This is a genomic window from Kitasatospora sp. NPDC001119 (assembly GCF_053598475.1).
Genome location: NZ_JBSFKI010000019.1, coordinates 65,971 through 88,616, shown reverse-complemented (window position 1 = coordinate 88,616; position 22,646 = coordinate 65,971). Strand labels below are relative to the sequence as shown.

At 73.3% G+C, this 22,646-nt stretch carries 19 protein-coding genes and 1 tRNA gene; 2 read left to right on the top strand and 18 right to left on the bottom strand.

Annotation, left to right across the window (positions count from 1 at the left end):
• Nucleotides 1-233: 233 nt before the first annotated feature.
• The 6 genes from thrB to ACWDD9_RS23725 form a co-directional block, all read right to left on the bottom strand.
• Entirely contained in the window at nucleotides 234-1,172 is a 939-nt protein-coding gene (gene thrB / locus ACWDD9_RS23750) for a homoserine kinase (protein WP_049655887.1), read from the bottom strand.
• A 364-nt stretch (nucleotides 1,173-1,536) separates the two neighbouring features.
• The gene (gene thrC / locus ACWDD9_RS23745; protein WP_049655889.1) at nucleotides 1,537-2,637 is read right to left on the bottom strand and encodes a threonine synthase; all 1,101 of its coding nucleotides are present in this window, start codon (nucleotides 2,635-2,637) and stop codon (nucleotides 1,537-1,539) included.
• A 10-nt stretch (nucleotides 2,638-2,647) separates the two neighbouring features.
• Nucleotides 2,648-3,940 (bottom strand): homoserine dehydrogenase, encoded by a 1,293-nt coding sequence (locus ACWDD9_RS23740; RefSeq protein ID WP_049655891.1) that lies wholly within the window; start codon nucleotides 3,938-3,940, stop codon nucleotides 2,648-2,650.
• A 138-nt stretch (nucleotides 3,941-4,078) separates the two neighbouring features.
• Complete coding sequence (gene lysA, locus ACWDD9_RS23735; protein WP_117489540.1) at nucleotides 4,079-5,470, bottom strand: diaminopimelate decarboxylase; 1,392 nt, start codon at nucleotides 5,468-5,470, stop codon at nucleotides 4,079-4,081.
• A gap of 89 nt (nucleotides 5,471-5,559) precedes the next feature.
• Nucleotides 5,560-7,221 (bottom strand): arginine--tRNA ligase, encoded by a 1,662-nt coding sequence (gene argS, locus ACWDD9_RS23730; protein ID WP_049655895.1) that lies wholly within the window; start codon nucleotides 7,219-7,221, stop codon nucleotides 5,560-5,562.
• A gap of 83 nt (nucleotides 7,222-7,304) precedes the next feature.
• Nucleotides 7,305-7,760 (bottom strand): response regulator, encoded by a 456-nt coding sequence (locus ACWDD9_RS23725; RefSeq protein ID WP_049655897.1) that lies wholly within the window; start codon nucleotides 7,758-7,760, stop codon nucleotides 7,305-7,307.
• Nucleotides 7,761-8,007: 247 nt separating this feature from the next.
• On the opposite strand from ACWDD9_RS23725, the gene ACWDD9_RS23720 reads away from it, so the two are divergent.
• Nucleotides 8,008-8,079 (top strand) — tRNA-Arg (locus tag ACWDD9_RS23720).
• Between the two features lie 122 nt (nucleotides 8,080-8,201).
• On the opposite strand, the gene ACWDD9_RS23715 is transcribed toward ACWDD9_RS23720, so the two are convergent.
• The 4 genes from ACWDD9_RS23715 to ACWDD9_RS23700 all read right to left on the bottom strand — a co-directional run bounded on the left by ACWDD9_RS23715 (nucleotide 8,202) and on the right by ACWDD9_RS23700 (nucleotide 13,819).
• Nucleotides 8,202-9,158, bottom strand: coding sequence for a trypsin-like serine peptidase (locus ACWDD9_RS23715; protein ID WP_449812602.1), 957 nt, complete (start codon nucleotides 9,156-9,158; stop codon nucleotides 8,202-8,204).
• 108 nt (nucleotides 9,159-9,266) lie between these two features.
• Nucleotides 9,267-10,199: a carbohydrate kinase family protein gene (locus ACWDD9_RS23710; RefSeq protein ID WP_049657742.1), complete on the bottom strand. Its 933-nt coding sequence runs from the start codon at nucleotides 10,197-10,199 to the stop codon at nucleotides 9,267-9,269.
• 84 nt (nucleotides 10,200-10,283) lie between these two features.
• Entirely contained in the window at nucleotides 10,284-11,828 is a 1,545-nt protein-coding gene (locus ACWDD9_RS23705) for an MFS transporter (protein WP_449812625.1), read from the bottom strand.
• A 266-nt stretch (nucleotides 11,829-12,094) separates the two neighbouring features.
• Nucleotides 12,095-13,819, bottom strand: a complete 1,725-nt coding sequence (locus ACWDD9_RS23700; protein WP_049657741.1) for a DUF885 domain-containing protein — start codon at nucleotides 13,817-13,819, stop codon at nucleotides 12,095-12,097.
• A gap of 119 nt (nucleotides 13,820-13,938) precedes the next feature.
• On the opposite strand from ACWDD9_RS23700, the gene ACWDD9_RS23695 reads away from it, so the two are divergent.
• The gene (locus tag ACWDD9_RS23695; RefSeq protein ID WP_074001443.1) at nucleotides 13,939-14,673 is read left to right on the top strand and encodes a TetR/AcrR family transcriptional regulator; all 735 of its coding nucleotides are present in this window, start codon (nucleotides 13,939-13,941) and stop codon (nucleotides 14,671-14,673) included.
• A 73-nt stretch (nucleotides 14,674-14,746) separates the two neighbouring features.
• Here ACWDD9_RS23695 and ACWDD9_RS23690 read toward each other — a convergent pair whose 3' ends face one another.
• The 8 genes from ACWDD9_RS23690 to ACWDD9_RS23655 all read right to left on the bottom strand — a co-directional run bounded on the left by ACWDD9_RS23690 (nucleotide 14,747) and on the right by ACWDD9_RS23655 (nucleotide 22,631).
• Nucleotides 14,747-15,598, bottom strand: coding sequence for a fumarylacetoacetate hydrolase family protein (locus ACWDD9_RS23690; RefSeq protein WP_375876482.1), 852 nt, complete (start codon nucleotides 15,596-15,598; stop codon nucleotides 14,747-14,749).
• Between the two features lie 204 nt (nucleotides 15,599-15,802).
• Nucleotides 15,803-17,014, bottom strand: a complete 1,212-nt coding sequence (locus tag ACWDD9_RS23685; protein WP_074001441.1) for a serine/threonine-protein kinase — start codon at nucleotides 17,012-17,014, stop codon at nucleotides 15,803-15,805.
• Nucleotides 17,015-17,129: 115 nt separating this feature from the next.
• A complete protein-coding gene (locus ACWDD9_RS23680) occupies nucleotides 17,130-18,110 on the bottom strand; it encodes an ABC transporter substrate-binding protein (RefSeq protein WP_449812601.1) in 981 nt (326 codons plus the stop codon).
• A 45-nt stretch (nucleotides 18,111-18,155) separates the two neighbouring features.
• Nucleotides 18,156-18,908, bottom strand: coding sequence for an amino acid ABC transporter ATP-binding protein (locus ACWDD9_RS23675; protein ID WP_449812624.1), 753 nt, complete (start codon nucleotides 18,906-18,908; stop codon nucleotides 18,156-18,158).
• Nucleotides 18,909-18,961: 53 nt separating this feature from the next.
• Complete coding sequence (locus ACWDD9_RS23670) at nucleotides 18,962-19,978, bottom strand: amino acid ABC transporter permease (protein WP_449812600.1); 1,017 nt, start codon at nucleotides 19,976-19,978, stop codon at nucleotides 18,962-18,964.
• Between the two features lie 28 nt (nucleotides 19,979-20,006).
• Nucleotides 20,007-20,951 carry an ABC transporter substrate-binding protein gene (locus ACWDD9_RS23665; RefSeq protein WP_387968262.1) on the bottom strand — a complete coding sequence of 315 codons (945 nt, stop codon included), beginning with the start codon at nucleotides 20,949-20,951 and terminating at the stop codon, nucleotides 20,007-20,009.
• Between the two features lie 10 nt (nucleotides 20,952-20,961).
• Nucleotides 20,962-21,480, bottom strand: a complete 519-nt coding sequence (locus ACWDD9_RS23660) for a GNAT family N-acetyltransferase (RefSeq protein WP_049655459.1) — start codon at nucleotides 21,478-21,480, stop codon at nucleotides 20,962-20,964.
• Nucleotides 21,477-22,631: an LLM class flavin-dependent oxidoreductase gene (locus tag ACWDD9_RS23655; protein WP_449812599.1), complete on the bottom strand. Its 1,155-nt coding sequence runs from the start codon at nucleotides 22,629-22,631 to the stop codon at nucleotides 21,477-21,479. Before ACWDD9_RS23655 ends, ACWDD9_RS23660 begins: the two co-directional genes overlap by 4 nt.
• Between the last annotated feature and the right edge of the window lie 15 nt (nucleotides 22,632-22,646).

Sequence of the window (22,646 nt, the reverse complement as noted above, 5' to 3'; positions counted from 1 at the left end):
CTGCGGTGGGCTCCCGGAGAATCGTCGCCCCGTGCATCGCCGGGACTCCACTGCCGTGGAGCGCTGGGATCGGGACGCGGCGCACCTAGCCCCGGAGGGCACCTGGTGCAGCAATGAGGTTAACACTACCGACCCCCTCAGACATTCCCCAGCCTTGCGCTTGCCAATCGTGTCCGTCGGACCCGGCTCGGCAGGGTGCCGGTGCCGGGTCCCGAGCGGCCCGTTCGGGCTGCTCAGACGTCCAGCGGGAGCACGACGGCCCCGGTGCGGTCGACGTCCAGCCGGTGCGCGGCGAACGCCGGGTCGCCGCCGTGGCCGTGGTGTCCGGCGAAGGAGAGCACCTTGTCGGCGCCCGCCTCGTCGGTGAGGGCCAGGACGGTCGGGCCGGCGCCGGAGACGACCGCCGGGAAGCCCTCGGCGCGCAGGGCGCCGACCAGCGCGGCGCTGTCCGGCATGGCGGAGGCGCGGTAGTCCTGGTGCAGCCGGTCCTCGGTGGCGGCGAGGAGCAGTTCGGGGCGCCTGGTCAGCGCCTCCACCAGCAGTGCGGAACGGCCCGCGTTGACGGCCGCGTCGGCCAGCGGGACGGTCTTCGGCAGCAGTCCGCGCGCGGTCTCGGTGAGCACCTCGCCGGCCGGCACGAACACCACCGGGACGACCTGCTCGGACGGCTCCAGCACGACCGCCTTGGCCGACTCCTCGTCGGTCCAGGCGATGGTGAAGTTGCCGCGCAGGCAGGCCGCGACGTTGTCGGGGTGGCCCTCCAGCTCGGAGGCGAGGGCCAGCAGCGCGTCGTCGTCCAGCGCGGACCGGCCGCCGATGGTCACCGCGCGGGCGGCCACGATGCCGGCGCAGATGGCGGCCGAGGAGGAGCCGAGGCCGCGGCCGTGCGGTATCCGGTTGGCGCAGACCACTTCGAGGCCGCGGGGCTGGCCGCCGAGCCGGTCGAAGGCGGCGCGCATCGAGCGGACCAGCAGGTGGCGCTCGTCGCGCGGCAGCGTCTCGGCGCCCTCACCGGCGATGTCGACGGAGAGGCCGGAGTCGGCGACCCGGACGACCACGTCGTCGTACAGACCCAGCGCGAGCCCGAAGGCGTCGAAGCCCGGGCCGAGGTTGGCGCTGGTCGCGGGAACCCTGACCCGGACGGCGGCGGCACGGAACGCGGGACCGGCCATACGGTGGACTCTCCTGGGGTAAATCGGGCGGCGCGGAGCGCGTCGTCGGTGCGAGGGTGGGAACGGACCGCGGCCCCTCCGGGGGGCGGGCGGTCGCGGTGTCGGCGCGGCCCGGACCCGCCGGGCCCGGGGCATGTGCCACACGGCCGAAGCCAGAGTATCGAAGAGAGGTTCCCGAGCGGTACACCCCGTGGGCCTTCGATCTGGTGTGTTGCCGTTCTGGCCGGAAATGCTCACCCCTCCCCGTCGACGGGAGGGGTGGAAAAGGATCGCAATGCGGAACCCAATGGACACAAAAGTGTCAGGGGGGAACTCCGACGGGCCGACCCTCGAAAGGGTCGGCCCGTCGGGGCGTCAGGGCCCTTTACCGGTCGAGCAGTCCGAGGCTGCGGGCGGCCGCCTCCGGGTCGATCGGGACGATCTGCGGCTGCGGCGCGCCGGCCACCGCCCAGTCCGGGTCCTTCAGGCCGTTGCCGGTCACGGTGCAGACGATCCGCTGGCCCGGGTCGACCAGGCCGGCCTCCGCCTTGGCCAGCAGACCGGCCACCGAGGCGGCCGAGGCGGGCTCCACGAAGACGCCCTCCTGGGAGGCCAACAGCCGGTAGGCGGACAGGATCTGACGGTCCGTCACCTTGTCGATGAGGCCGCCGGACTCGTCCCGCGCGGCGAGCGCGAAGTCCCAGGAGGCCGGGTTGCCGATCCGGATCGCGGTGGCGATGGTCTGCGGCTTGAGCACCGGCGCGCCGTCCACGATCGGGGCCGAGCCGGAGGCCTGGAAGCCCCACATCCGCGGGGTGCGGGTGGCGAGGCCGTCGGCCGCGTACTCGCGGTAGCCCTTCCAGTACGCGGTGATGTTGCCCGCGTTGCCGACCGGCAGGACGTGGATGTCCGGGGCGTCGCCGAGCATGTCGACGATCTCGAAGGCCGCGGTCTTCTGGCCCTCGATCCGCACCGGGTTGACCGAGTTGACCAGCGCCACCGGGTACTTCTCGGACAGTTCACGCGCAAGGGTGAGGCAGTCGTCGAAGTTCCCGTCGACCTGGAGGATCCTGGCGCCGTGGACCAGCGCCTGGCCCATCTTGCCGAGGGCGATCTTGCCCTGCGGGACGAGCACCGCGGAGACCATCCCGGCCCGCACCGCGTACGCGGCGGCGGAGGCCGAGGTGTTGCCGGTGGAGGCGCAGATGACCGCCTGCGCGCCCTCCTCCTTGGCCTTGGAGATGGCCATCGTCATCCCGCGGTCCTTGAAGGAGCCGGTCGGGTTGGCGCCCTCGACCTTGAGGTAGACCTCGCAGCCCGTGCGCTCGGAGAGCACCTGGGCGGGGACCAGGGGCGTGCCGCCCTCCAACAGGGTGACCACCGGGGTGGCCGCGGTGACCGGCAGGCGGTCCCGGTACTCCTCGATCAGGCCGCGCCACTGGTGGGTGTGCGCGCCTCGGACGACGTTCTCGGCAACGGCGTTCATGGCTGGTTCCTTATTCCCCTTCGACCCGCATGATGCTGGCCACGTCCCGCACGCTGTCCAGCGCGCGGAGCTTGTCGACCGTCGCCGACAGCGCGGCGTCGGTGGCACGGTGGGTGACCACGACGAGCGAGGCGTCGCCGTCGCGGCCCTGCTGGCGCACGGTGTCGATGGAGACGCCGTGCTCGGCGAAGACGGATGCCACCTGGGCGAGCACGCCCGCGCGGTCGTCCACGTCCAGGCTGACGTGGTAGCGGGTGACCACCTCGTCCATCGGCTTGGCCGGCAGCCGCGTGTACACCGAGTCACCGGGGCCGGTGGCGCCGGCGAGCTTGTTGCGGCAGACCGCGACCAGGTCGCCGAGCACCGCGGAGGCGGTCGGCGAGCCGCCCGCGCCGGGGCCGTAGAACATCAGCCGGCCGGCCGCCTCGGCCTCGACGAACACCGCGTTGTACGCCTCGCGGACGGAGGCCAGCGGGTGCGACAGCGGGATCATCGCCGGGTGGACGCGCGCGGTGACGGACTCGCCGTCCGCGGCCCGCTCGCAGATCGCGAGCAGCTTGACCACGCAGCCCATCTCCTTGGCGGAGGCGATGTCGGCCGCCGTCACCTCGGTGATGCCCTCGCGGTAGACGTCCGCCGCGGTGACCTTGGTGTGGAAGGCGATGCCGGCCAGGATCGCGGCCTTGGCGGCGGCGTCGAAGCCCTCGACGTCGGCCGTCGGGTCGGCCTCGGCGTAGCCCAGCGCGGTGGCCTCCTCCAGCGCCTCCGAGTAGCCGGCGCCGGTGGTGTCCATCTTGTCGAGGATGAAGTTGGTGGTGCCGTTGACGATCCCCAGCACCCGGTTGACCTTGTCCCCCGCGAGGGACTCGCGCAGCGGGCGCAGCAGCGGGATCGCGCCCGCCACCGCGGCCTCGTAGTACAGGTCCACCCCGGCCTCGGCGGCCGCGGCGTGCAGCTCGGTGCCGTCCTTGGCGAGCAGCGCCTTGTTGGCGCTGACCACCGAGGCGCCCTGCCGGAAGGCGGACAGGATCAGCGATTTGGAGGGCTCGATGCCGCCCACCACCTCGACCACCACGTCGATGTCGCCCCGGTTGACCAGGGCCTCGGCGTCGGTGGTGATCAGGTGCTCGGGGACGCCCGGGCGGGTCCGCCCGGCCCGGCGGACCGCGATCCCGGCCAACTCGACCGGAGCGCCGATGCGAGCGGCGAGGTCGTCGGCCGTCGTCGTCATGATGCGCGCCACCTCGGAGCCCACCACACCACAACCCAGCAACGCCACCTTCAGCGGGCGCGTACGCATCATCCGACTCCGCTCTGCATTCTTCTGCTTCGGTAATTTCCGGCGGGTTTTCCTGGACCGCCGGGAACTTCGGTCTCTACCAGTCTCCGGGACTTTCCGTACGGATCTACGGTCGTTCCATGATCTGAGACGAGGATTTCGTCATCCGATATCCAGACGCAGGAGATCCTCCTCCGTCTCGCGCCGGACGATCACCCGCGCCGCACCGTCCCTGACGGCGAGCACGGGGGGCTTGAGGGCGTGGTTGTAATTGCTCGCCATCGACCGGCAGTAGGCGCCGGTGGCGGGCACCGCGATCAGGTCGCCCGGGGCCAGGTCGGCCGGCAGGAAGGCGTCCCGGACGACGATGTCGCCGGACTCGCAGTGCTTGCCGACCACCCGCACCAGCATCGGCTCCGCGTCGCTGGTGCGCGACACCAGGGCCACCGAGTACTCGGCGTCGTACAGCGCGGTGCGGATGTTGTCGGACATCCCGCCGTCCACGCTGACGTAGGTGCGCAGGCCCTCCAGTGGCTTGACGGTGCCGACCTCGTACAGCGTGAACGCCGTCGGGCCGACGATCGCCCGGCCCGGCTCCACGCTCAGCCGGGGGGCGTCCAGGTTCGCGGCGGCGCACTCGCGGCGGACGATGTCGGCCAGCGCGGCCGCGATCTCGGCCGGCTCGCGCGGGTCGTCCTCGCTGGTGTACGCGATGCCGAGGCCGCCGCCGAGGTCGATCTCGGGCAGCTGGACGCCGTGCTCGTCACGGATCCCGGCCAGCAGGCCGACCACCCGGCGGGCGGCCACCTCGAAGCCCGCCATGTCGAAGATCTGCGAGCCGATGTGCGAGTGGATGCCGCGCAGCTCCAGGCTGTCGTGGCCGAGCACCCGGCGCACCGCCTCGGCGGCCGCTCCCCCGGTGAGGGACAGCCCGAACTTCTGGTCCTCGTGCGCGGTGGCGATGAACTCGTGGGTGTGCGCCTCGACGCCGACGGTGATCCGGATCAGCACCTGCTGGCGCACGCCCTGGCGGGCGGCGATCGCCGCCAGGCGCCCGATCTCCTCGTAGGAGTCGACCACGATGTGCCCGACGCCGGTCTTCACCGCGTGCTCGAGCTCGTCCGCCGACTTGTTGTTGCCGTGCAGCGCGATCCGCTCCGGCGGCATCCCTGCGGCCAGGGCGACCGCCAGCTCGCCCGGGCTGCACACGTCGAGGTTGAGGCCCTCCTCGTGCAGCCAGCGCACGACGGCCTTGGAGAGGAACGCCTTCCCGGCGTAGTAGACGTCCGCGCCGGTGCCGAAGGCGTCCCGCCAGGCGCGCGCCCGGGACCGGAAGTCCTCCTCGTCCAGCACGTAGGCGGGGGTGCCGAACTCGGCGGCCAGCCGCCTGACGTCGATGCCGCCGACGGTCGCCACGCCCTCGGCGTTCCGGGCGACGGTGCGCGACCAGACCTTGGGGTCGAGCGCGTTCAGGTCGGCGGGCGGGGCCTGGTAGTGGCCCTCGGGCAGGACGTCGCCGTGACGGGGGCCTGCCGGGTGTGCGGAGCGACTCATCTTCGGAGATCCTTCGAGACCTATGGCGAGGGGCGGCGACGGTCCACGTTGACCGTCAGCCGCCCCCGCCGTGCGCTTGGGGGTGGTGCCTACATCCGCTCGGGCGCCGTCACGCCCAGGAGCGTGAGTCCGTTGGCGAGCACGGTGCGCGTCGCCTCGACCAGCCAGAGGCGGGCGCGGTGCGTGTCGGAGAGCTCCTCGTCGCCCTTGGGCAGGAACATGCAGTTCTCGTACAGGCGGTGGTACTTGCCCGCGAGGTCCTCCAGGTAGCGCGCGACCCGGTGCGGCTCGCGCAGCTCGCCGGCCGTGGCCAGCACCCGCGGGAACTCCGCGAGGTGGCCGAGCACGTCGGACTCCCACTCGGTGGCGAGCAGCTCGGGCTTGAACTGCTCGACCGTGCCCTTGTCCACGCCCAGCTCGGCGGCCTTGCGGGCCACGCCGCACATCCGGGTGTGCGCGTACTGGACGTAGAAGACCGGGTTCTCGTTGGTCTGGCTGGTCAGCAGGTTGATGTCCAGCGTGATCGTCGAGTCCGTGGAGGAGCGCGCCAGGGTGTAGCGGGCGGCGTCCACGCCGATCCACTCGATCACGTCGTCGATCGTGATGATGTTGCCGGCCCGCTTCGACATGCGGACCTCTTCGCCGTCGCGAAGCATCTTCACGAACTGGCCGATCTTCACCTCGATGTTGTGGTCCATGTCGTCGCCCGCGCAGGCCGCGATGGCCTTGAGGCGGTTGACGTAGCCGTGGTGGTCGGCGCCCAGCATGTAGAGCGCGACCTCGGCGCCGCGGTCCCGCTTGGACAGGTAGTACGCGGCGTCGGCGGCGAAGTAGGTCTTGTCGCCGTCGGCCTTGACCAGGACGCGGTCCTTGTCGTCGCCGAAGTCGGTGGTGCGCAGGAAGACCGCGTCGTCCTGCTCGAAGACGTGGCCCTGCTCGCGCAGCCGGTCGATGGCCTTCTCGACCGCGCCGGAGTCGTGCAGCGTCTTCTCCGAGAACCACACGTCGAAGTGGGTGCCGAACTCGTCCATCGAGCGCTTGATCTCGGCGACCATGAGCTTGAGGCCCTCGGTGCGGAAGACCTGGAGCTGCTCCTCCTCGGAGAGGTCGAGCACGCCGGGGATCGCGTCGGTGAGCGCCTTGGCGATGTCGACGATGTACTCGCCGACGTAGCCGTCCTCGGGCGCCGGGCGGCCGTTCGCGGCGGCCTGCAGCGAGGCGGCGAACTTGCCGATCTGCACGCCGGCGTCGTTGAGGTAGTACTCGGTGGTGACGTCGGCGCCGGAGGCCCGCAGCACGCGCGCCATCGAGTCGCCGACGGCGGCCCAGCGGACGCCGCCGATGTGGATCGGGCCGGTCGGGTTGGCGGAGACGAACTCCAGGTTGATCCTCAGGCCCTTGAGGGCCTCGTTGCGGCCGTAGGCCTCGCCCGCCTCGACGACGGTGCGCGCCAGCGCGCCGGCGGTGGCGGTGTCCAGGGTGATGTTCAGGAAGCCCGGACCGGCGATGTCGACCTTGGCGACGCCGGTGATCCCTCGCAGGCGGTCGGCCAGCAGCTCGGCAACGGCTCGCGGCGGCTTGCCGGCCGCCTTGGCGAGCTGGAGGGCCACGTTGGTCGCGTAGTCGCCGTGGTCCCTGTTCTTGGGCCGTTCGACCGTCACGTGCTCGGGCACGGCGACGGCCAGCTCGCCCGCCTCGACGGCGGAGCTCACTGCGGCCTGGATTGCCTGGGAAAGGTCTGCGGGGGTCACGACGCCAAGCGTAGGCGAGACGGGGTGCCCGCCCGCCACCCGGTTTACCGGTTGAGACGCCGGTGCGCCGTGGTTACCGGGTCTCAGCCGCGATCCGTCCGCTCTGTTCGCTCAGGGCGAACTGCGTCGGACGGGCCGGCACGGCGCCCGCCGGACGGCCCGGCGGACTGTTCCGCGAGCCCCATCAGGCGCCGGACCAGGGCCACCAGGTCGGCCGGGTCGAAGGGCTTGCCGAGGTAGCCGTCCACCCCGACCGTCTCCCCCAGGTCGAGGTCCGCCGGGGTGCAGGCGCTCACGATCGCGATCGGCAGCCGGCTGGTGTCCGGGGTCGCGCGCAGCCGGGCCGCCGTCCGCAGGCCGTCCAGCCTCGGCATCACCACGTCCAGCGTCACCACGTCGGGCCGCACCCGGCGGACGACCTCCAGGCACTCGGCGCCGTCGGCGGCGGTCACCACCTCGAAGCCCTCGAGCTCCAGGTTGACCCTGATCAGCTGGCGGATCACCTCGCTGTCGTCCACCACGAGGACCCGCCCGGACACTCCCGACACCTCACCGAGGGTATCGGCGGCCCCGCCGCCCCGTCCGGCCTTTGGGCACTTCCGCCCCCACCCGGCACACGGCCCGATCCGCGGGCCGATCCGCCGCCCGATTCGCGGCCCGATTCGCGGCCCGATCCGCGGGCCGATCCGCGGGCCGGACGATCTTCGGGGAAACCCGTGCACGGACCACCGCCGGAGCCTGGTACTGTTCTCACGTCGGAAGCGCGAGCGACCGACAGGCCAACAGGCCCCCGTAGCTCAGGGGATAGAGCACCGCCCTCCGGAGGCGGGTGCGTAGGTTCGAATCCTACCGGGGGCACTTCGCAGGAAGTGCAAGTCAGGCCCAGATCAGTGGAGTTGATCCACGGATCTGGGCCTTTGTCGTATGCGGACGCGCGACCGGGTCCGGGCCCGGGTGGAGCCGGGTCCGGGCCCGGTGTCTCAGGAGGCGGCCGCCTCGGCCTGGGTGTACAGGTCCGCGATGGTGTGGTCGAAGAGGGCGCTGTACGAGACGTCGTCGGTGTCGCCGCCCTGCTGGTAGCCGCCGATCGCGCCGATCACGTCGCCGGTGGCGGTGTTGATCCACGGGCCGCCGCTGGTGCCGCCCGGGTAGGACGGGCAGTGGACGACCCGCTGGTAGGCGCTCTGCTGCCCGGTGGTGTTGGTGCACAGGACGGGCGCCTCGGCGTCGGCGGGGTAGCCGTAGAGGCGGACGGTGGCGCCGAACGGCTCGTCGGTGCCCAGCCGGTTGCCGCCGACCACGTCCTCGACGTTGCGGCCGTTGCTGGGGGCGGTCTCCAGGATCGCGAAGTCCTCGTCCTCGTCGCCCTTCTGGGACCAGCCGGCGGTGGTGTGGATCGCGGTCACCCGCCAGGTGCCGTACGGGGCGGAGCCGTCGCGGTAGCCGGGGGCGAAGGTGACGCCGTCGGTGCTGCTGAGGCAGTGCGCGGCGGTCAGCAGCAGGTTGCCGGTGGCGCTGTGCAGCACGCTGGCGGTGCAGAAGTGGTCGCCGGCCGTCGGCGTGCCGCTGAACAGCGCGCCGACCGTCCCGGTCTCGCGGTCGCCGGCCGGCGCCGGGGCGGTGGTGCCGAACGCGACGTCGGCGGCGGCGGTGGTGGTCGGGGCGGCCGGCGCGGCGGCGGGGGTGGCCGTCGCGGTGGCCGTCGGGTCGGCGGTCGGGGCCGCGGAGGGCGTGGGGGCCGCGACCGGGTCGGTGGCCGGGACGGGCACGGAGGCACGGGTGCTGCGGGCCGCCTTCCCGGCGGCCGTCGTGTCGGACAGGTCCAGCCCGTGCGTCCCGGTCAGCACCGCGGCGACCGCCACCGCGGACAGCGCGGTGAACAGGGACGGGGCCAGGAGTCTGCGGCGGCGCGAACTCTCGCGGCGGTGCTTGCCCATGCCTGTCTCTCCTGCCGGGGCGGTCGGTGGCGTCGTTCGGTGAACGACTATGGCGCCTCAGCCTGGAAAGGGCGTGACCGGCTCCTTGGAGCTCGATGAGAAATACCGTCAGCGCGTCAGCACCGCGTCCAGTTCTGCGGCTCCGACGAAAGCGGTGTGCGTCCCGGCGGCGGTGCAGGCGAAGGCCCCGGCCACCGTACCGGCCCGGGCGCAGTCCAGCGGCGGGCGGCCCTGGAACCAGGCGTACAGGAAGCCGGACACGAAGGCGTCCCCGGCGCCGTTGGTGTCCACCACCGGACGGCCCGGGTCGACGGCCGGCAGCCGGCGCGGCGCCGGGTCGTCCCGGGTGAGCAGGTGGCAGCCCTCGGCGCCGGCGGTGGCGACGACCACCCGCGCGCGCCCCTCGGCGAGGATCGCGCGCATCACCTCCTCGTGCCGGCCGCGGCAGCCGGCCACCGAGAGGAAGACCAGGTCGGAGCCGAGCGCGTAGTCGCGGTGGTGCGGGTCGGCGCCGTCCCAGTCGTGCAGGTCGGTGGAGGTGGTGCGGCCGAGGCGGTGCAGGTCGCCGTACATGTCCCGGTTGACGCCGGTGATGGACAGGTGGACGTGCCGGCTGCGCTCGGCGTACGGCAGACAGAAGTCGCGCGGCAGCCGCAGGTCGGCGGGGTGGCGGCCGTCGAAGAAGGAGAACCGGCGGCCGGCCGGGTCCACCAGGTTGACCCCGCGCGGGGTGCCGTACGGGCTCACCAGGTGCGCGAAGTGCAGTCCGTGGCGCGCGTAGTGGGCGCGGACCAGGTCGCCCTGGGGGTCGTCGCCGAGGAAGTCGATGAACGCGGTGCGCAGGCCGAGGTGGTGGGCGCCGAGGGCGACGCCGTTGCCGGTGTGGCCGACGTAGTCCCGCACCGGCTCGACGAACCGCGAGTCGCCGGGCGGGAGTTCCAGCCGCTCGACCCGGACGATGGTGTCCACACCGCTGCCGCCGACGACGAGCAGGTCGAACTCGGGCGGCGCGGCCTCGGGCGAAACGGTCTCGGACGGCACGGCGGCGCCTCCTTGCTTCCTGGACAGTGGTGGCCAGGAGTCAAGCAGGCGCCGGAGGTTGACTGCAAGGGCTTGCTGCAAATTTCAATCGGCCGGTGGCCGCTCCGGACCCGCCTCGGCCCGGACCTCGGCCCCGGTCCCGACGTTCGCCCGGACGTCGGCCCGGGCCACGGCCCGCGGGCTCGGCCGCCCGTCCACCGCCCGTACGGCGGACGCCGATGCCGCCCCGCCCTCGACGGCGGTGGCCTCGACGGCGGTGGCCGCGACCGGGGTCGGCCGGTGGTCGATCATCAGCACCGCGACCAGCGCGGCCGCCAGCAGCACGCCCATCGCCACCCAGGTCGCGACCACGTAGCCGTGCACCGCACCCTGGGCGCGCACCGCCGGGTCGGCGGCGATCCGGGTGGCCAGGAAGCTCGCGGTGGCACTCGCGGCGACCGTGTTCAGCAACGCGGTGCCGACCGAACCGCCCACCTGCTGCGCCGAGTTGATGGTGGCCGAGGCCGCGCCGGCCTCGTTCGGGGCGACCCCGAGGGTGGCCAGGCTCATGGCCGGCATGAACACCAGGCCCATGCCGAAGCCGATCAGCAGTTCGGCGGGCAGCACCATGCCGGCCCACGGGCTGTCCACCCGCATCTGGGTCAGCCAGGCCATGCCGCCCGCGGCGAGCAGCAGGCCGGGGCCGATCAGGTTCCGGGACGGCACCCTGGTCATCATCCGGGCCGCGAAGCCCGTCGAACTCAGCACGATGGCGACCGTCATGGGCAGGAAGGACAGGCCGGACACGATCGGCGAGAAGTGCTTGATGGCCTGGAGGTAGTAGGTCAGGAACAGGAACAGGCCGAACATGCCGACCATCGCCAGGCCCACCGAGAGCGCGCCGCCGCCCCGGTTGCGGTCGGCGACGATGTGCAGCGGCAGCAGCGGGTGCGCGGTGCGCCGCTCCACCAGGACGAACGCCGCGAGCAGCGCCACGCCCAGGACCAGCGGGCCGATCACCAGGCCGTCGCCCCAGCCCCTGGTCACGGCCTCGGAGGTGCCGTAGACGATCGCCAGCAGGCCGCCGCAGCCGAGCAGCGCCCCGGGCAGGTCCAGCCGCAGCCGGCGGCCCTTCCCGACGTGGTCGCGCTTCAGCACGTTGAAGGCCGCGAAGGCGGTGACGGCGGCGATCGGCACGTTGACGAACAGGCACCAGCGCCAGTCCAGGTACTCGGTCAGCAGGCCGCCGGCGATGAAGCCGATCGCGGAGCCGCCGCCGGCGATCGCGCCGAAGATGCCGAAGGCCGTACTGCGCTCCCGCGGATCGGAGAAGGTGGTGGAGAGCAGCCCCAGCGCGGAGGGGGCGAGCAGGGCGCCGAACGCCCCCTGGAGGGCGCGGGCGCCGAAGAGCATGGCGGGGCCGACCGCCGCGCCGCCGAGGGCGGAGGCGAGGGCGAAGCCCAGCAGGCCGACGGTGAAGACGCGCTTGCGGCCGAAGAGGTCGCCCAGCCGGCCGCCGAGCAGCAGCAGGCCGCCGAAGGCCAGCGTGTAGGCGGTGATCACCCACTGCCGGTCGGCGTCCGAGATGCCCAGGTCCCGCTGGGCGGACGGCAGTGCGATGTTCACGATGGTGATGTCGAGCACGATCATGAGCTGGGCGGTGGCGATGACGGCCAGCGCCCACCAGCGGCGGCGGTCCGCGTCCTCATGACCGGCGACGGTTCTCGCAGTCACTGGTCGAGCCTTCCGGAGTGGGGCGGAGAGGTCACGCAGTCGCCTTCCAGCCAAACCCCGCTCCGGACGGATGGCAAGGAAAAACCTCACCAAATCAGACCTTCGGGACAAAAGAACCAGGCCCCCGGGACTGCGGACCGAGTCCCGGGGGCCTGGTTCCACGGCTCGCGCCGCGTGGTGGCTCAGAGCGCCGAGAGCTCCTCGACCAGGTCGTCCAGCCCCAGCGAGCCCTGCGAGAGCGCCGCCATGTGCCAGGCCTTGAGGTCGAACTCCTCGCCGCGCGCCTCGTGCGCCGCCTTCGCCGCCGCCCGGCCGCGCAGCCAGGCGCGCTCGCCCAGCTTGTAGCCGATCGCCTGGCCGGGCAGGCCCAGGTAGCGGACCAGTTCGCTGTCCAGGAAGTCGGCGGACAGGCCGCAGTACAGGCCGAAGAACTCCCGGGCGTGCTCCGGGGCGACCGGCTCGCCCGGCCGGTACGGGGAGTCCGCCGGGAAGTCCAGGCCCACGTGCATGCCGATGTCGACGATGACCCGCAGCGCGCGCATCATCTGCGCGTTGAGGTAGCCCAGGCGGTGGCCCGGGTCGGTGAGGTAGCCGAGCTCGTCCATCAGGCGCTCGGCGTACAGCGCCCAGCCCTCCAGGTTGGCGCTCACCCCGCCGAGGCTCACCTGGTAGGTGGAGAGCCGGTCGGCGACGTAGTTCCACTGCGCGAGCTGGAGGTGGTGGCCCGGGACGCCCTCGTGGTACCAGGTGGAGACCAGGTCCCAGACCGGGAAGCGGTCCCGGCCGACCAGCGGCAGCCAGGTCCGCCCGGGGCGGCTGAAGTCCAGCGAGGGCGCGGTGTAGTACGGCGCGGCGGCGCTGCCCGCCGGGGCGATCCTCGACTCGACCCGGGTGACCGGCTCGGCCAGGTCGAAGTGGGTGCCCTGGAGGTCCCGGACGGCCTGGTCCATCAGGCCCTGGAGGTACTCCCGGGCGGCCTCGGCACCCTCGATCGCCGGGCCGTCCGACTCCAGCCAGCGCATCGCCGCGAGCGGACCCGCGCCCGGCAGGACCTTCTCGGCCTCGGTCTCCATCTGCGCCAGCAGGTCGTGGAACTCGCTCCAGGCCCAGGCGTAGGCCTCGTCGAGGTCCAGGTCGGCACCGGTCCAGTAGCGCACCCAGCGGACGTAGCGCTCCCGGCCCGCGGTGTCCGGGGCGCCGGCCGCGGCCGGGCCGTACACGTCGCGCAGCCAGTCCCGCAGCTCCGCCAGCGCCTCGGCGGCGGCCACCGCGTGCTTCGACAGCTCGGGGTGCAGACCCTCCGGCGCGCCCTGGACGAAGGTGCCGAACCAGGCGCCGGGCACCCGCTCGGCGGCGGGCGCGTCCTCGCCCAGCCACTCGGCGAACTGCCCGAGCACCGTGGCCACCTGGCGCGGGCCGGACAGCAGGCCGCGCTCGACGCCCTCCGTCAACGTGCGCCGGTACTGCGCGAACGCCTCCGGGAGCCGCGCCATCCGGCGGCCGATCACCTGCCACTCGGCCTCGGTGTCGGTGCCCATCAGGGTGAAGGACTCCCGCACGTCGTGCACCGGGGAGCCCAGGTTGCGCAGCGAGCGGAAGTTCTCCCCCGCCTCGTGGACGGCGAGTTCGGCGGTCAGCCGCTCGCGCAGCAGCCGGGCGCAGCGGCGCTCCGCCTCGTCGTCGGCGGCACCGGCCCGCTCGGCCTCGTCGAGCTTCGCCAGGGTGCGGCGGGCGAGGTCGGCGACGGCCTCGGGACCGGCCGGGGAGAGGTCGGGAAGCCGGTCGTCGTCAAGGTTGAGACCGAGGTACACCGCGGTCAGCGGGTCGAGCTCGGCCAGTTCGCGGACGTGGTCGTCGGCGATGCGGCGAGGGGTGGCGCCGTCGGCGGTGATCAGTTCTTCACGCATTCGGACATCATTTCGTGGCGCGGCAGCTTTGCAACCCCTTTGCGAGCCGGGTTCGCCTGCGAAAATCCGTTCGGCGCGACCGGATCCGATCCGTCCGGCGCCCATTACGCTTGGCCGCCATGGAAGCCAGCCCCGCCCCGGCCGCACCCGAGCCGCGCCCGCGCCGCACCGGCTACCGGCGGCTGCCGGTCCAGCAGCGGCGCGAGCAGCTGATCGCGGTCGCCCTGGAGCTGTTCGCCTCCCGGCCGCCCGAGGAGGTGGGCCTGGACGACGTCGCCGAGGCCGCCGGGGCCTCCCGCCCGCTGGTGTACCGCTACTTCGCGGGCGGCAAGCAGCAGTTGTACGAGGCCGCGCTGCGCACCGCGGCGGACGAGCTGAGCAGCCGCTTCGCGCTGCGGCTGAGCGGGACGCCGTCCGAGCAGCTGTCGGCGGTGCTGGACGGCTACTTCGCCTTCGTGGCCGAGCACGACGCGGGCTACTCGGCGCTGCTGCGCGGCGGTTCGGTGGTGGAGACGGCCCGCACCTCGGCGATCGTGGACGACGTCCGGCGGGAGGCGCTGCGCCGGACGCTGCGCCACCTGGGCGTGCGGGAGGCCGGGCCGCGGTTGACGCTGCTGGTGCGCTCCTGGATCGCGGTGGTCGAGGGCGCGTCGCTGAGCTGGCTGGACGAGGGGCGCGCGCTGCCGGTGGCGGAACTGCGCGACTGGCTGGTGGACCAGTTCACGGCGATGGCGGCGGCGACGGCGCTGCACGACCCGCAGACGGCCGAGGTGCTGGCGGGGGTGCTGGCGCTGGAGGGGCCGCGGCCGGAGCGGGCGGAGCGGCTGCGGGCGGTGCTGGGCGGCGGCTCCTAGCCGGCGCGGCCGCACCCGAGCGGTCCCGGCGCCCCTCCCGACCCCCGTGCCAAGGGTCGGGCGGCCCGCGCCGTTACGCCTTGCCGAGCACCTGGCGCTGGCGGCCGAGCCCGTCGACCTCGATCTCGACCACGTCGCCCGGGGCGAGGTACGGCGTGCCGGGGCGGCCCAGGGTGACCCCCGCCGGGGTGCCGGTGATGACCACGTCGCCGGGCTCCAGCACCATGAACCGGCTCGCGTAGCGGACCAGTTCGAGCACCGGGAAGACCATCTCCGCGGTGCTGCCGTGCTGCCGCCGCTCGCCGTTGACCCACAGCCGCAGGGTCAGCGCCTGCGGGTCGGCCACCTCGTCGGGGGTGACCAGCCAGGGCCCGAGCGGGGTGAAGGTCTCCGCCGACTTGCCCTTGTCCCACTGGCCGCCGCGCTCGAACTGGAAGGCCCGCTCGGTGACGTCGTTGGCGATCGTGTACCCGGCGATCACCCCGGCCGCCTCGGCGTGCGAGTCCAGGTAGCGGGCGGTGCGGCCGATCACGACGGCCAGCTCGGCCTCGTAGTCGGTCTTCTCGCCGCCGCGCGGCACCAGCACCTCGTCGTACGGGCCGACCACGGTGGAGCCCGGCTTGAGGAAGATGACCGGCTCGGCCGGGATCGCGGCCCCGGCCTCGGCCGCGTGGTCGCGGTAGTTGAGCCCGATGCCGACCACCTTGCCCGGCCGGGGCACCGGTGCGCCCACCCGCAGGCCGTCGAGGTCCAGCACCGGCAGGACGCCGGCGGCCGCGTCCCGGGCCAGTGCGGCCGGGTCCAGCCCGGCCAGGAAGGCCCCGTCGAGGTCGCGGGTCCGCCCCGAGAGGTCGTACGCGGTGCCGTCCTCGCCCAGGACGACCGGGCGCTCGGCGCCCGCGGGTCCGACGCGCAGGAGCTTCATCGATCCGTCACCAGCCTTTCGTCGCAGCTCACCGGGGCGGCCCGGAGGCCGCTCCCGAGTCCGGCAACGAGGTATACCAACGCGCCGGGGCGGCGGGCCAGACCGTCCCGATGGGCGAAATCCTCCCGGTTGGCGCTCCGGCCGCCGCCCCGGCTCGGCGGCCCGCACGGTTGACACCCGCCGGGCCGGCCGCGCGGCGGCGGCTCAGCCGTCCTGCGCGCCGCCGCCGAGCAGCGCCGCCAGGGCGACGGCCCGCGGCCGGCCCGGGCCGAGCCGGGCGGCCTCCCGCTGCCAGTGCGCGAGGTCGCGCCGGGCGTCCGCCCGGGCCTCCGGGGTGGCGCCGGGCACCTGGGCCAGTTCGTCCAGCAGGGCGGCGGCCGCGCCCGGGCTGCCGTCCCGGGCCAGCCAGAGGGCCAGGTCGTGGCAGGTGCGCAGGGTGCGCGGGTCCTCCGGGCCGCAGATCCGGGCGAAGTCGGGGACGAGTGCGGTGAGGATCTCCACCGCCTCCGCGGCCTCGCCGGCCTCCCCGTGCCGCCAGGCCCGGTCGGCCCGCCGGCGCAGCTGCTCCGGGCTGGGGTCGTCCGGGCGCAGCATCCCGGGCCGGATGGCGCGCAGCCGCTCCAGCACCTCGGCGGCGCCGGCCGGCCGTTGTCCGGGCCGCTTGGCGAGCAGTTCGGCGACCAGCCCGGCCAGGGCCGGGTCCTTGCCGCGCACCCGGGGCGGGACCTCCTCCAGGTGCTTGTACATGTACTCGGCGGCCGAGGCGGCGCGGAACGGGCGGGTGCCGGTGCAGACCTCGTACAGCATGATGCCGAGCGCGTAGAGGTCGGCCCGGCCGTCCACCGGGCCGCCGGACCAGCACTCGGGCGCCAGGTACGGGACGGTGCCGACCACGTTGCCGGTGGAGGTGAGCCGGACGGTCTGGGTGACCAGTCGGGCGATGCCGAAGTCCAGGACCTTGGCCCGCTCCCCGTCCTCCACGATCATCACGTTCTCGGGCTTGATGTCCCGGTGGACGATCCCCGAGCGGTGCGCGGCGTCCAGCGCCTTGCACACGTGCCGCATCCAGCGCAGCCCCTGCTTGTGGTCCGGCCGGCCGTCCTTGAGCACCTCGGACAGCGCCCGGCCGCGGACCAGCTCCATCACCAGGTACGGGATCTTCCCGGAGCCGGACTCCGTCCACCCGTAGTCGTACACGGTGACGATGTGCGGGTTGTTGAGGCCGCCGGCCGTCCGGGCCTCGCGGACGAACCGGCTGACCGCCTCCCGGTCGGTGGCGTGCTCGGCGAGCAGCACCTTGACCGCGACCGGCCGGTCGATGGTCGTGTCGGTCGCCCGCCAGACCACGCCGAAGCCGCCCCGGCCCAGCTCCTGCTCCAGCCGGAAGCGGCCGCCGAGCACCTCGCCCTTCTCCATTCCCTCCCCCAACCCGACCGCGCCCGCTCGGCGTTCGCCGCCGGAGGGGTCGGAGGGGTCACCATAGCGGCGGGCGGGGACGAACGGGTGAACGAGCCGGGCCCACTTCCCATGGCTACGGCTTGGGCAGCCCGGGCGGGTTGATCTCGGAGCTCTTCACGGCCTCGTTGTCCAGGCCCCAGCGCTTGAGCACCTGCCCGTACGTGCCGTTCCTGATCACCTCGTCGATCGCCCCGTTCAACGCCTTGACCAGGCCGTTGTCCTTCCGGGTGGTCGCCGCGATCTTGCCGAGGACGTCCGCGCCGCCGCCCGAGTAGGTGCCGACGACCTCGGTCTCGCCGGTCTGCACGGCGTGGAAGGCCAGACTGGGGTTGGGGCCGGTGTAGACCTCGATCCGGCCGGAGGAGAGCGCCAGGTAGTACTCGGTGCCCTGGAAGTACTTGATGTCGATCGGCTTGAGGCCGTTCCTGATGTTCTCCTCGCTCCAGGAGACCAGCAGCTTCTCCTGGTTGGTGCCGGTGGCGACGCCGACCGCCTTGCCCGCGAGGTCCCTGGGGCCGGTGACCTTGAGGCCGCCGCCCTTCTTCGCCTCGAAGCCCAGGACGTCCAGCCGGTAGGTGGCGAAGTCGTACTTCTCCTTGCGCGCCTCGGTGACGGTGATGTTGGACAGGCCGACGTCGTACTTGCCGCTGTCCAGGCCGACGAAGATGTTCTCCCAGGAGACCGGGTTGAACTCGACCCTGAGGCCGAGCACGTTGCCGATCAGGAGGGCGAGGTCCGGTTCGACGCCGATGATCGTCTTGTCGTCGTTGGCGTAGAAGTCCAGCGGCGGGGTGGAGCCGATGGAGTCGACGACGCTCAGCGTCCCCTTCCGTCTGATCTCCTCCGGGACCAGCGCGGCGATCGCGTCGACCTTGGGCGTGGTGACCCGTTCCTGGTTCGGCGACAGGTTCACCACCGTGCCGTCCGGCGCGGTGCTGCCCTTGGCCGGGGCGAGCTCCCCCGCCGCGCCCGTGGCGCCGCTGCCGCAGCCGGCCAGAACGAGGGCTGCGGTGAGCGCGGCGGCGGTCACGAGGGCGCGACGGGGTAGGGACATGGCGGAACTCCTGCTCGGTGAAGGGGGGTTGGGGAAAGGGGAAGGTCAGAGGACCTTGGCCAGGAAGGCCCGGGTGCGCTCGTGCCGCGGCCGGTCCAGGACCTCGGCGGGCGGGCCCTGCTCGACCACCACGCCGCCGTCCATGAAGACCACGGTGTCGGCGACCTCGCGGGCGAAGCCGATCTCGTGGGTGACCACGATCATCGTGGTGCCGCTGCGGGCCAGGTCCTTGATGACGTCCAGCACCTCGCCGACCAGCTCCGGGTCGAGCGCCGAGGTCGGCTCGTCGAACAGCAGCACCTTCGGCTCCAGCGCCAGCGCCCGGGCGATCGCCACCCGCTGCTGCTGCCCCCCGGACAGCTGCCGGGGGTAGGCGGCGGCCTTGTCGGCCAGCCCGACCCGCTCCAGCAGCGCCAGCGCCGTCGCCCTGGCCTCGGCCCGGGGGCGGCGCAGCGCGGAGACCGGCGCCTCGACCAGGTTCTCCAGCACGGTGAGGTGCGGGAACAGGTTGAAGTTCTGGAACACGAAGCCGATGCCGGTGCGCTGGCGCAGCACCTCGCGCTCCTTGAGCTCGTACAGCCGGTCGCCGGAGCGGCGGTAGCCGATCAGCTCGCCGTCGATGGCGACGTGGCCGCGGTCCTGCTTCTCCAGGTGGTTGATCGCGCGCAGCAGGGTGGACTTGCCGGAGCCGGACGGGCCGAGCACCACGGTCACCGAGCCGGCCAGGACGTCCAGGTCGACCCCGCGCAGCACCTCCAGCCGGCCGAAGCTCTTGTGCAGGCCGCGGACCTGCACCATCGGGGCGGCCGGGCTCGGGGCGGCCGGGCTCGGCTCGGGCTTCGTCAGGGTGGTCACGACTGTCCTCCGGGGGTACGGGCGGCGGCGGGCCGGGTGCGGTCCGGCAGGCTCCGGGCGAGGGCCCGGACGCGCTGCCACGGGGTGGGCGGCGGGGTGCGCTGGGCGCCGCGGGCGAAGTGGCGCTCGACGTAGTACTGGCCGACCGAGAGCACGGTGGTCAGCAGCACGTACCAGACGGTGGCGACCATCAGCAGCGGCACCACCCGGCCCGTACGGCCGTAGACCACCTGGGCCTGGTAGAAGAGCTCGCCGATGGCCATCACGTAGACCACCGAGGTGCCCTTGAGCAGCGAGATCACCTCGTTGGCGGCGGCCGGCAGGATGCCGCGCATGGCCTGCGGCAGCACGATCCGCCGGCCCTGCCGCCAGCGCGGGATGCCGAGCGCGGCGGCGGCCTCGCGCTGGCCGGCGTCCACCGCGATGATGCCGCCGCGGATGATCTCGGCGGCGAACGCGGCCTGGTGCAGCCCGAGGCCGAGCACCGCCGCGCCGAGCGCGCTGAGCACCCCGACCGTCTCGACCTCGCCGAAGGTCGGGCCGAACGGGATGCCGATCCCGAACCGCTTGTACAGGTAGGAGAGGTTGAACCAGAACACCAGCTGGACGATCAGCGGGATCGAGCGGAACACCCACACGTAGGCCCAGGCGATGGAGCGCAGGATCGCGCTGCGGGACAGCCGCATCGCGGCCACCACGGTGCCCAGCAGGAAGCCCAGCACCGTGCCGTAGGCGGTGAGTTCGAGGGTCCGTCCGATCGCCCGGAGGATGGTGTCGGCGGTGAAGTAGAGCCGGAAGGTGGCCCAGTCCCAGCCGGGGTTGGTGGCCAGGCCGTGGGCGAACTGGGCGAGCACGACCAGCGCGGCGATCCCGGCGGCCCAGCGCCAGGGGTGCCGGGCGGGGACGGTGCGCAGGCCGGCCAGCCGGTCGAGGTCGAGGGCGGCGGCCGGGGCCGGCCGGCTGGGCGGGGCCGCGCTGGTCCCGGTGGTGGTGGCGGTGGTGGCGGTGGTCATCGGGGGTCTCCTTCGCTCGGGCCGGCGCTCAGGCGTGCTCGGGCGGGCTGATCTGCGACTCCTTGATCGCCGACTCGGCGACCCCCCACTTGCGCAGGATCCGCTCGTACGTCCCGTCCTTGATCAGCTGGTTGACCGCCGCCTGGAGGGCAGGGGCGAGCTTCGAGCCCTTCTTCAGGGCGAAGCCGACGTCGAGGCGGTGGAACTCGTTGAGGAAGCGGGTCCCGGAGGCCTCCTGCGCGACCTGGTGGCGCAGGCCGTTGATGGTGGACATCTCGATGTCCACCCGGCCCTGCTGGAGGCTGGTCAGCAGGGCGCCGCTCTCGCTGAACGCCTTGACCTCGTACGGCTTCTTCCCGGCGTCGGTGCAGACGCTCTTCCGGCTGTTGAGGGTGGTCTCGAAGGTGGTGCCGGCGCCGGTGCCGATGGTCAGTCCGCACAGCTGGACCAGGTCGGTGACCGGCTGGATCGCGGTGTTGTCCTTCTTCACCGCGAAGCCCTGGCCGTCGTCGATGTAGGTGACGAAGTCGATGGTCTTCAGCCGGGCCGCGGTGACCCCGAAGTTGCCGGTGCCGACGTCGTACTTCCCGCTGTCCAGGGCGGGCAGGATGGTCTCGAAGGCGGCCTGCTCGCGCTGCACGGTCAGGCCGAGCAGCTTGGCCACCGCGTCGGTGAAGTCCACGTCGATCCCGGCGGGCCTCCGGTCGGCCTGGTCGGTGTAGAAGGCGCTGGGCGGCGTGCCGAAGGACGAGCCGAACCTGATCGTGCCGGCGGCGCGGACGTCCTCGGGCAGCAGCGCGGCGGCGGCCTGCGAGGTCCTGAGGCCGGAGACGAGGTCCTCGGTGGCGGCGGCGGACGGACCGCCCGCCGCCGCGCCCGCGATCTTCGGGTCCGAGCCGCAGGCGGCCAGGGCCAGGACCGGCAGCAGGGCGGCGGTCGCGAGCAGGCGGCGGCGGACGGTGCTGGTTCTCACGGGGGGCCTTTCAGGGAGTGTGGGCCAGAACGGGCGACTGCGGTCCGAGGACCGGCAGCCGCTTCTCGAAGGGGAGCGGGCCGATGGTCAGCGGATCGGCCGAGACGTCGAACAGCGGGGTGTAGCCGGCCGCCAGGTAGAGGTTCCTGGCCTCGGGCTGGCGCGGCCCGGTGGTGAGGTAGAACCGGCTGTAGCCGGCCGCGACGGCCGTCCGCTCCAGCTCGGCCAGCACCCGGCGGGCCAGGCCCCGGCGGCGGTGCGCGGAGTGCGTCCACATCCGCTTCACCTCGGCGGTGCGCTCGTCGTAGCGCTTGTACGCGCCGCCGGCCACCGGTTCGCCGTCCTCCAGCAGGAGCAGCAGCACGCCGTGCGGCTCGGCGAAGGCCTCGCCCGGGTAGCGGGTCATCTCCTGGTGCGCCTCGGGGCCGTACCGGGTGACGTACTCGTGGGTGAGCTCGCGCAGCAGCGGTTCGACCAGGGGGTCGTCGACGGACGCCTTGCGGAACTCCCACCCGCCGGCCGCGCTCACGCCTGCGCCGCGATCAGCTGGTGGCGGTCGCGCTCGGCCCGCTCGGCCCGGGCGGCCCCGGCCTTGGCGGCGTCCCGCTTGGCGACCTCCTCGCGGACGATCGGGATGACGTACCGGCCGAAGTCGATCGCGTCGTCCAGCAGGTGGTAGCCGCGCGCGGAGAGGATGTCCACGCCGAGGTCGTAGTAGTCGAGCAGCGCCTGGGCGACCGTCTCCGGGGTGCCGACCAACGCGTTGGAGTTGCCCGCCCCGCCGGTCGCCGCGGCGGTCGGGGTCCACAGCGCGCGGTCGTAGCGCTCGCCGGCCTCGGCGATCTCGATCAGCCGCCGGGAGCCGGTGTTCTCGGGTGTCACGGCCTCGGGGACGCCCTCCGGCCGGTCGGCGCCCCGGCGGGCCCGGATCGCGGCCACCGTCCGGTGTGCCTTCTCCCAGGCCAGCGCCTCGGTCGGCGCGATGATCGGCCGGAACGCCACCTGGATCCGCGGCACGTCGGTGCGCCCGGCGGCCCGGGCCGCCTCCCGCACCCGCTCGATCTGCTCGGCGGTGCGGGCCAGCGGCTCGCCCCACAGGCAGTAGACGTCCGCCTCGGCGCCGCCGGCCGCGTAGGCCGCGTCCGAGGAGCCGCCGAAGGAGACCCCGGGGCGCGGCTGCTGCACGGGGAAGACGTCCGAGACGAAGTCGTTGAAGCGGTAGTGCGGGCCCTCGTGGTCGAAGGGCTCCCGGCTGGTCCAGGCCTTCTTGACGATGCCGATGTACTCGCGGGTGCGCTCGTAGCGCTGGTCCTTGGTCAGGAAGTCGCCCTCGCGCTGCTGCTCGTGGTCGTTGCCGCCGGTGATGAAGTGGACGGTCAGCCGGCCGTCGCTGATCCGGTCGAGCGTCGCGAAGGTCTTGGCCGCGAAGGTCGGGTAGGAGACGTTCGGCCGGTGCGCCAGCAGGATCTGGAGGCGGTCCAGGTGCGAGGCGAGGAAGGCCGCCGCGGCCGCCGGCTCGGGGGCCCCGGCCCCGTACGCGAAGAGCACCCGGTCCCAGCCGTGGTCCTCGTGCACCCGGGCCAGCCGCAGGGTGTAGTCGCGGTCGAAGGCTGCGGTGGTGCGGGCGGTGGTCTCCGAACCGTCGCCGGTGGCGGCGATGCCGAGGAATTCGACGGGCATGGCGGAACCTTTCGG

Bases quoted from the DNA above. Each gene is read 5' to 3' on its own strand.
- ACWDD9_RS23715 (WP_449812602.1), bottom strand. From the start codon at position 9,158: ATGGGCAAGCACCGCCGCGAGAGTTCGCGCCGCCGCAGACTCCTGGCC.
- ACWDD9_RS23695 (WP_074001443.1), top strand. From the start codon at position 13,939: ATGGAAGCCAGCCCCGCCCCGGCCGCACCCGAGCCGCGCCCGCGCCGC.
- ACWDD9_RS23670 (WP_449812600.1), bottom strand. From the start codon at position 19,978: ATGACCACCGCCACCACCGCCACCACCACCGGGACCAGCGCGGCCCCG.
- ACWDD9_RS23680 (WP_449812601.1), bottom strand. From the start codon at position 18,110: ATGTCCCTACCCCGTCGCGCCCTCGTGACCGCCGCCGCGCTCACCGCA.
- ACWDD9_RS23690 (WP_375876482.1), bottom strand. From the start codon at position 15,598: ATGAAGCTCCTGCGCGTCGGACCCGCGGGCGCCGAGCGCCCGGTCGTC.
- thrC (WP_049655889.1), bottom strand. From the start codon at position 2,637: ATGAACGCCGTTGCCGAGAACGTCGTCCGAGGCGCGCACACCCACCAG.
- ACWDD9_RS23740 (WP_049655891.1), bottom strand. From the start codon at position 3,940: ATGATGCGTACGCGCCCGCTGAAGGTGGCGTTGCTGGGTTGTGGTGTG.
- thrB (WP_049655887.1), bottom strand. From the start codon at position 1,172: ATGGCCGGTCCCGCGTTCCGTGCCGCCGCCGTCCGGGTCAGGGTTCCC.
- ACWDD9_RS23685 (WP_074001441.1), bottom strand. From the start codon at position 17,014: ATGGAGAAGGGCGAGGTGCTCGGCGGCCGCTTCCGGCTGGAGCAGGAG.
- ACWDD9_RS23675 (WP_449812624.1), bottom strand. From the start codon at position 18,908: ATGGTGCAGGTCCGCGGCCTGCACAAGAGCTTCGGCCGGCTGGAGGTG.
- ACWDD9_RS23700 (WP_049657741.1), bottom strand. From the start codon at position 13,819: ATGCGTGAAGAACTGATCACCGCCGACGGCGCCACCCCTCGCCGCATC.
- ACWDD9_RS23655 (WP_449812599.1), bottom strand. From the start codon at position 22,631: ATGCCCGTCGAATTCCTCGGCATCGCCGCCACCGGCGACGGTTCGGAG.
- ACWDD9_RS23705 (WP_449812625.1), bottom strand. From the start codon at position 11,828: ATGATCGTGCTCGACATCACCATCGTGAACATCGCACTGCCGTCCGCC.
- lysA (WP_117489540.1), bottom strand. From the start codon at position 5,470: ATGAGTCGCTCCGCACACCCGGCAGGCCCCCGTCACGGCGACGTCCTG.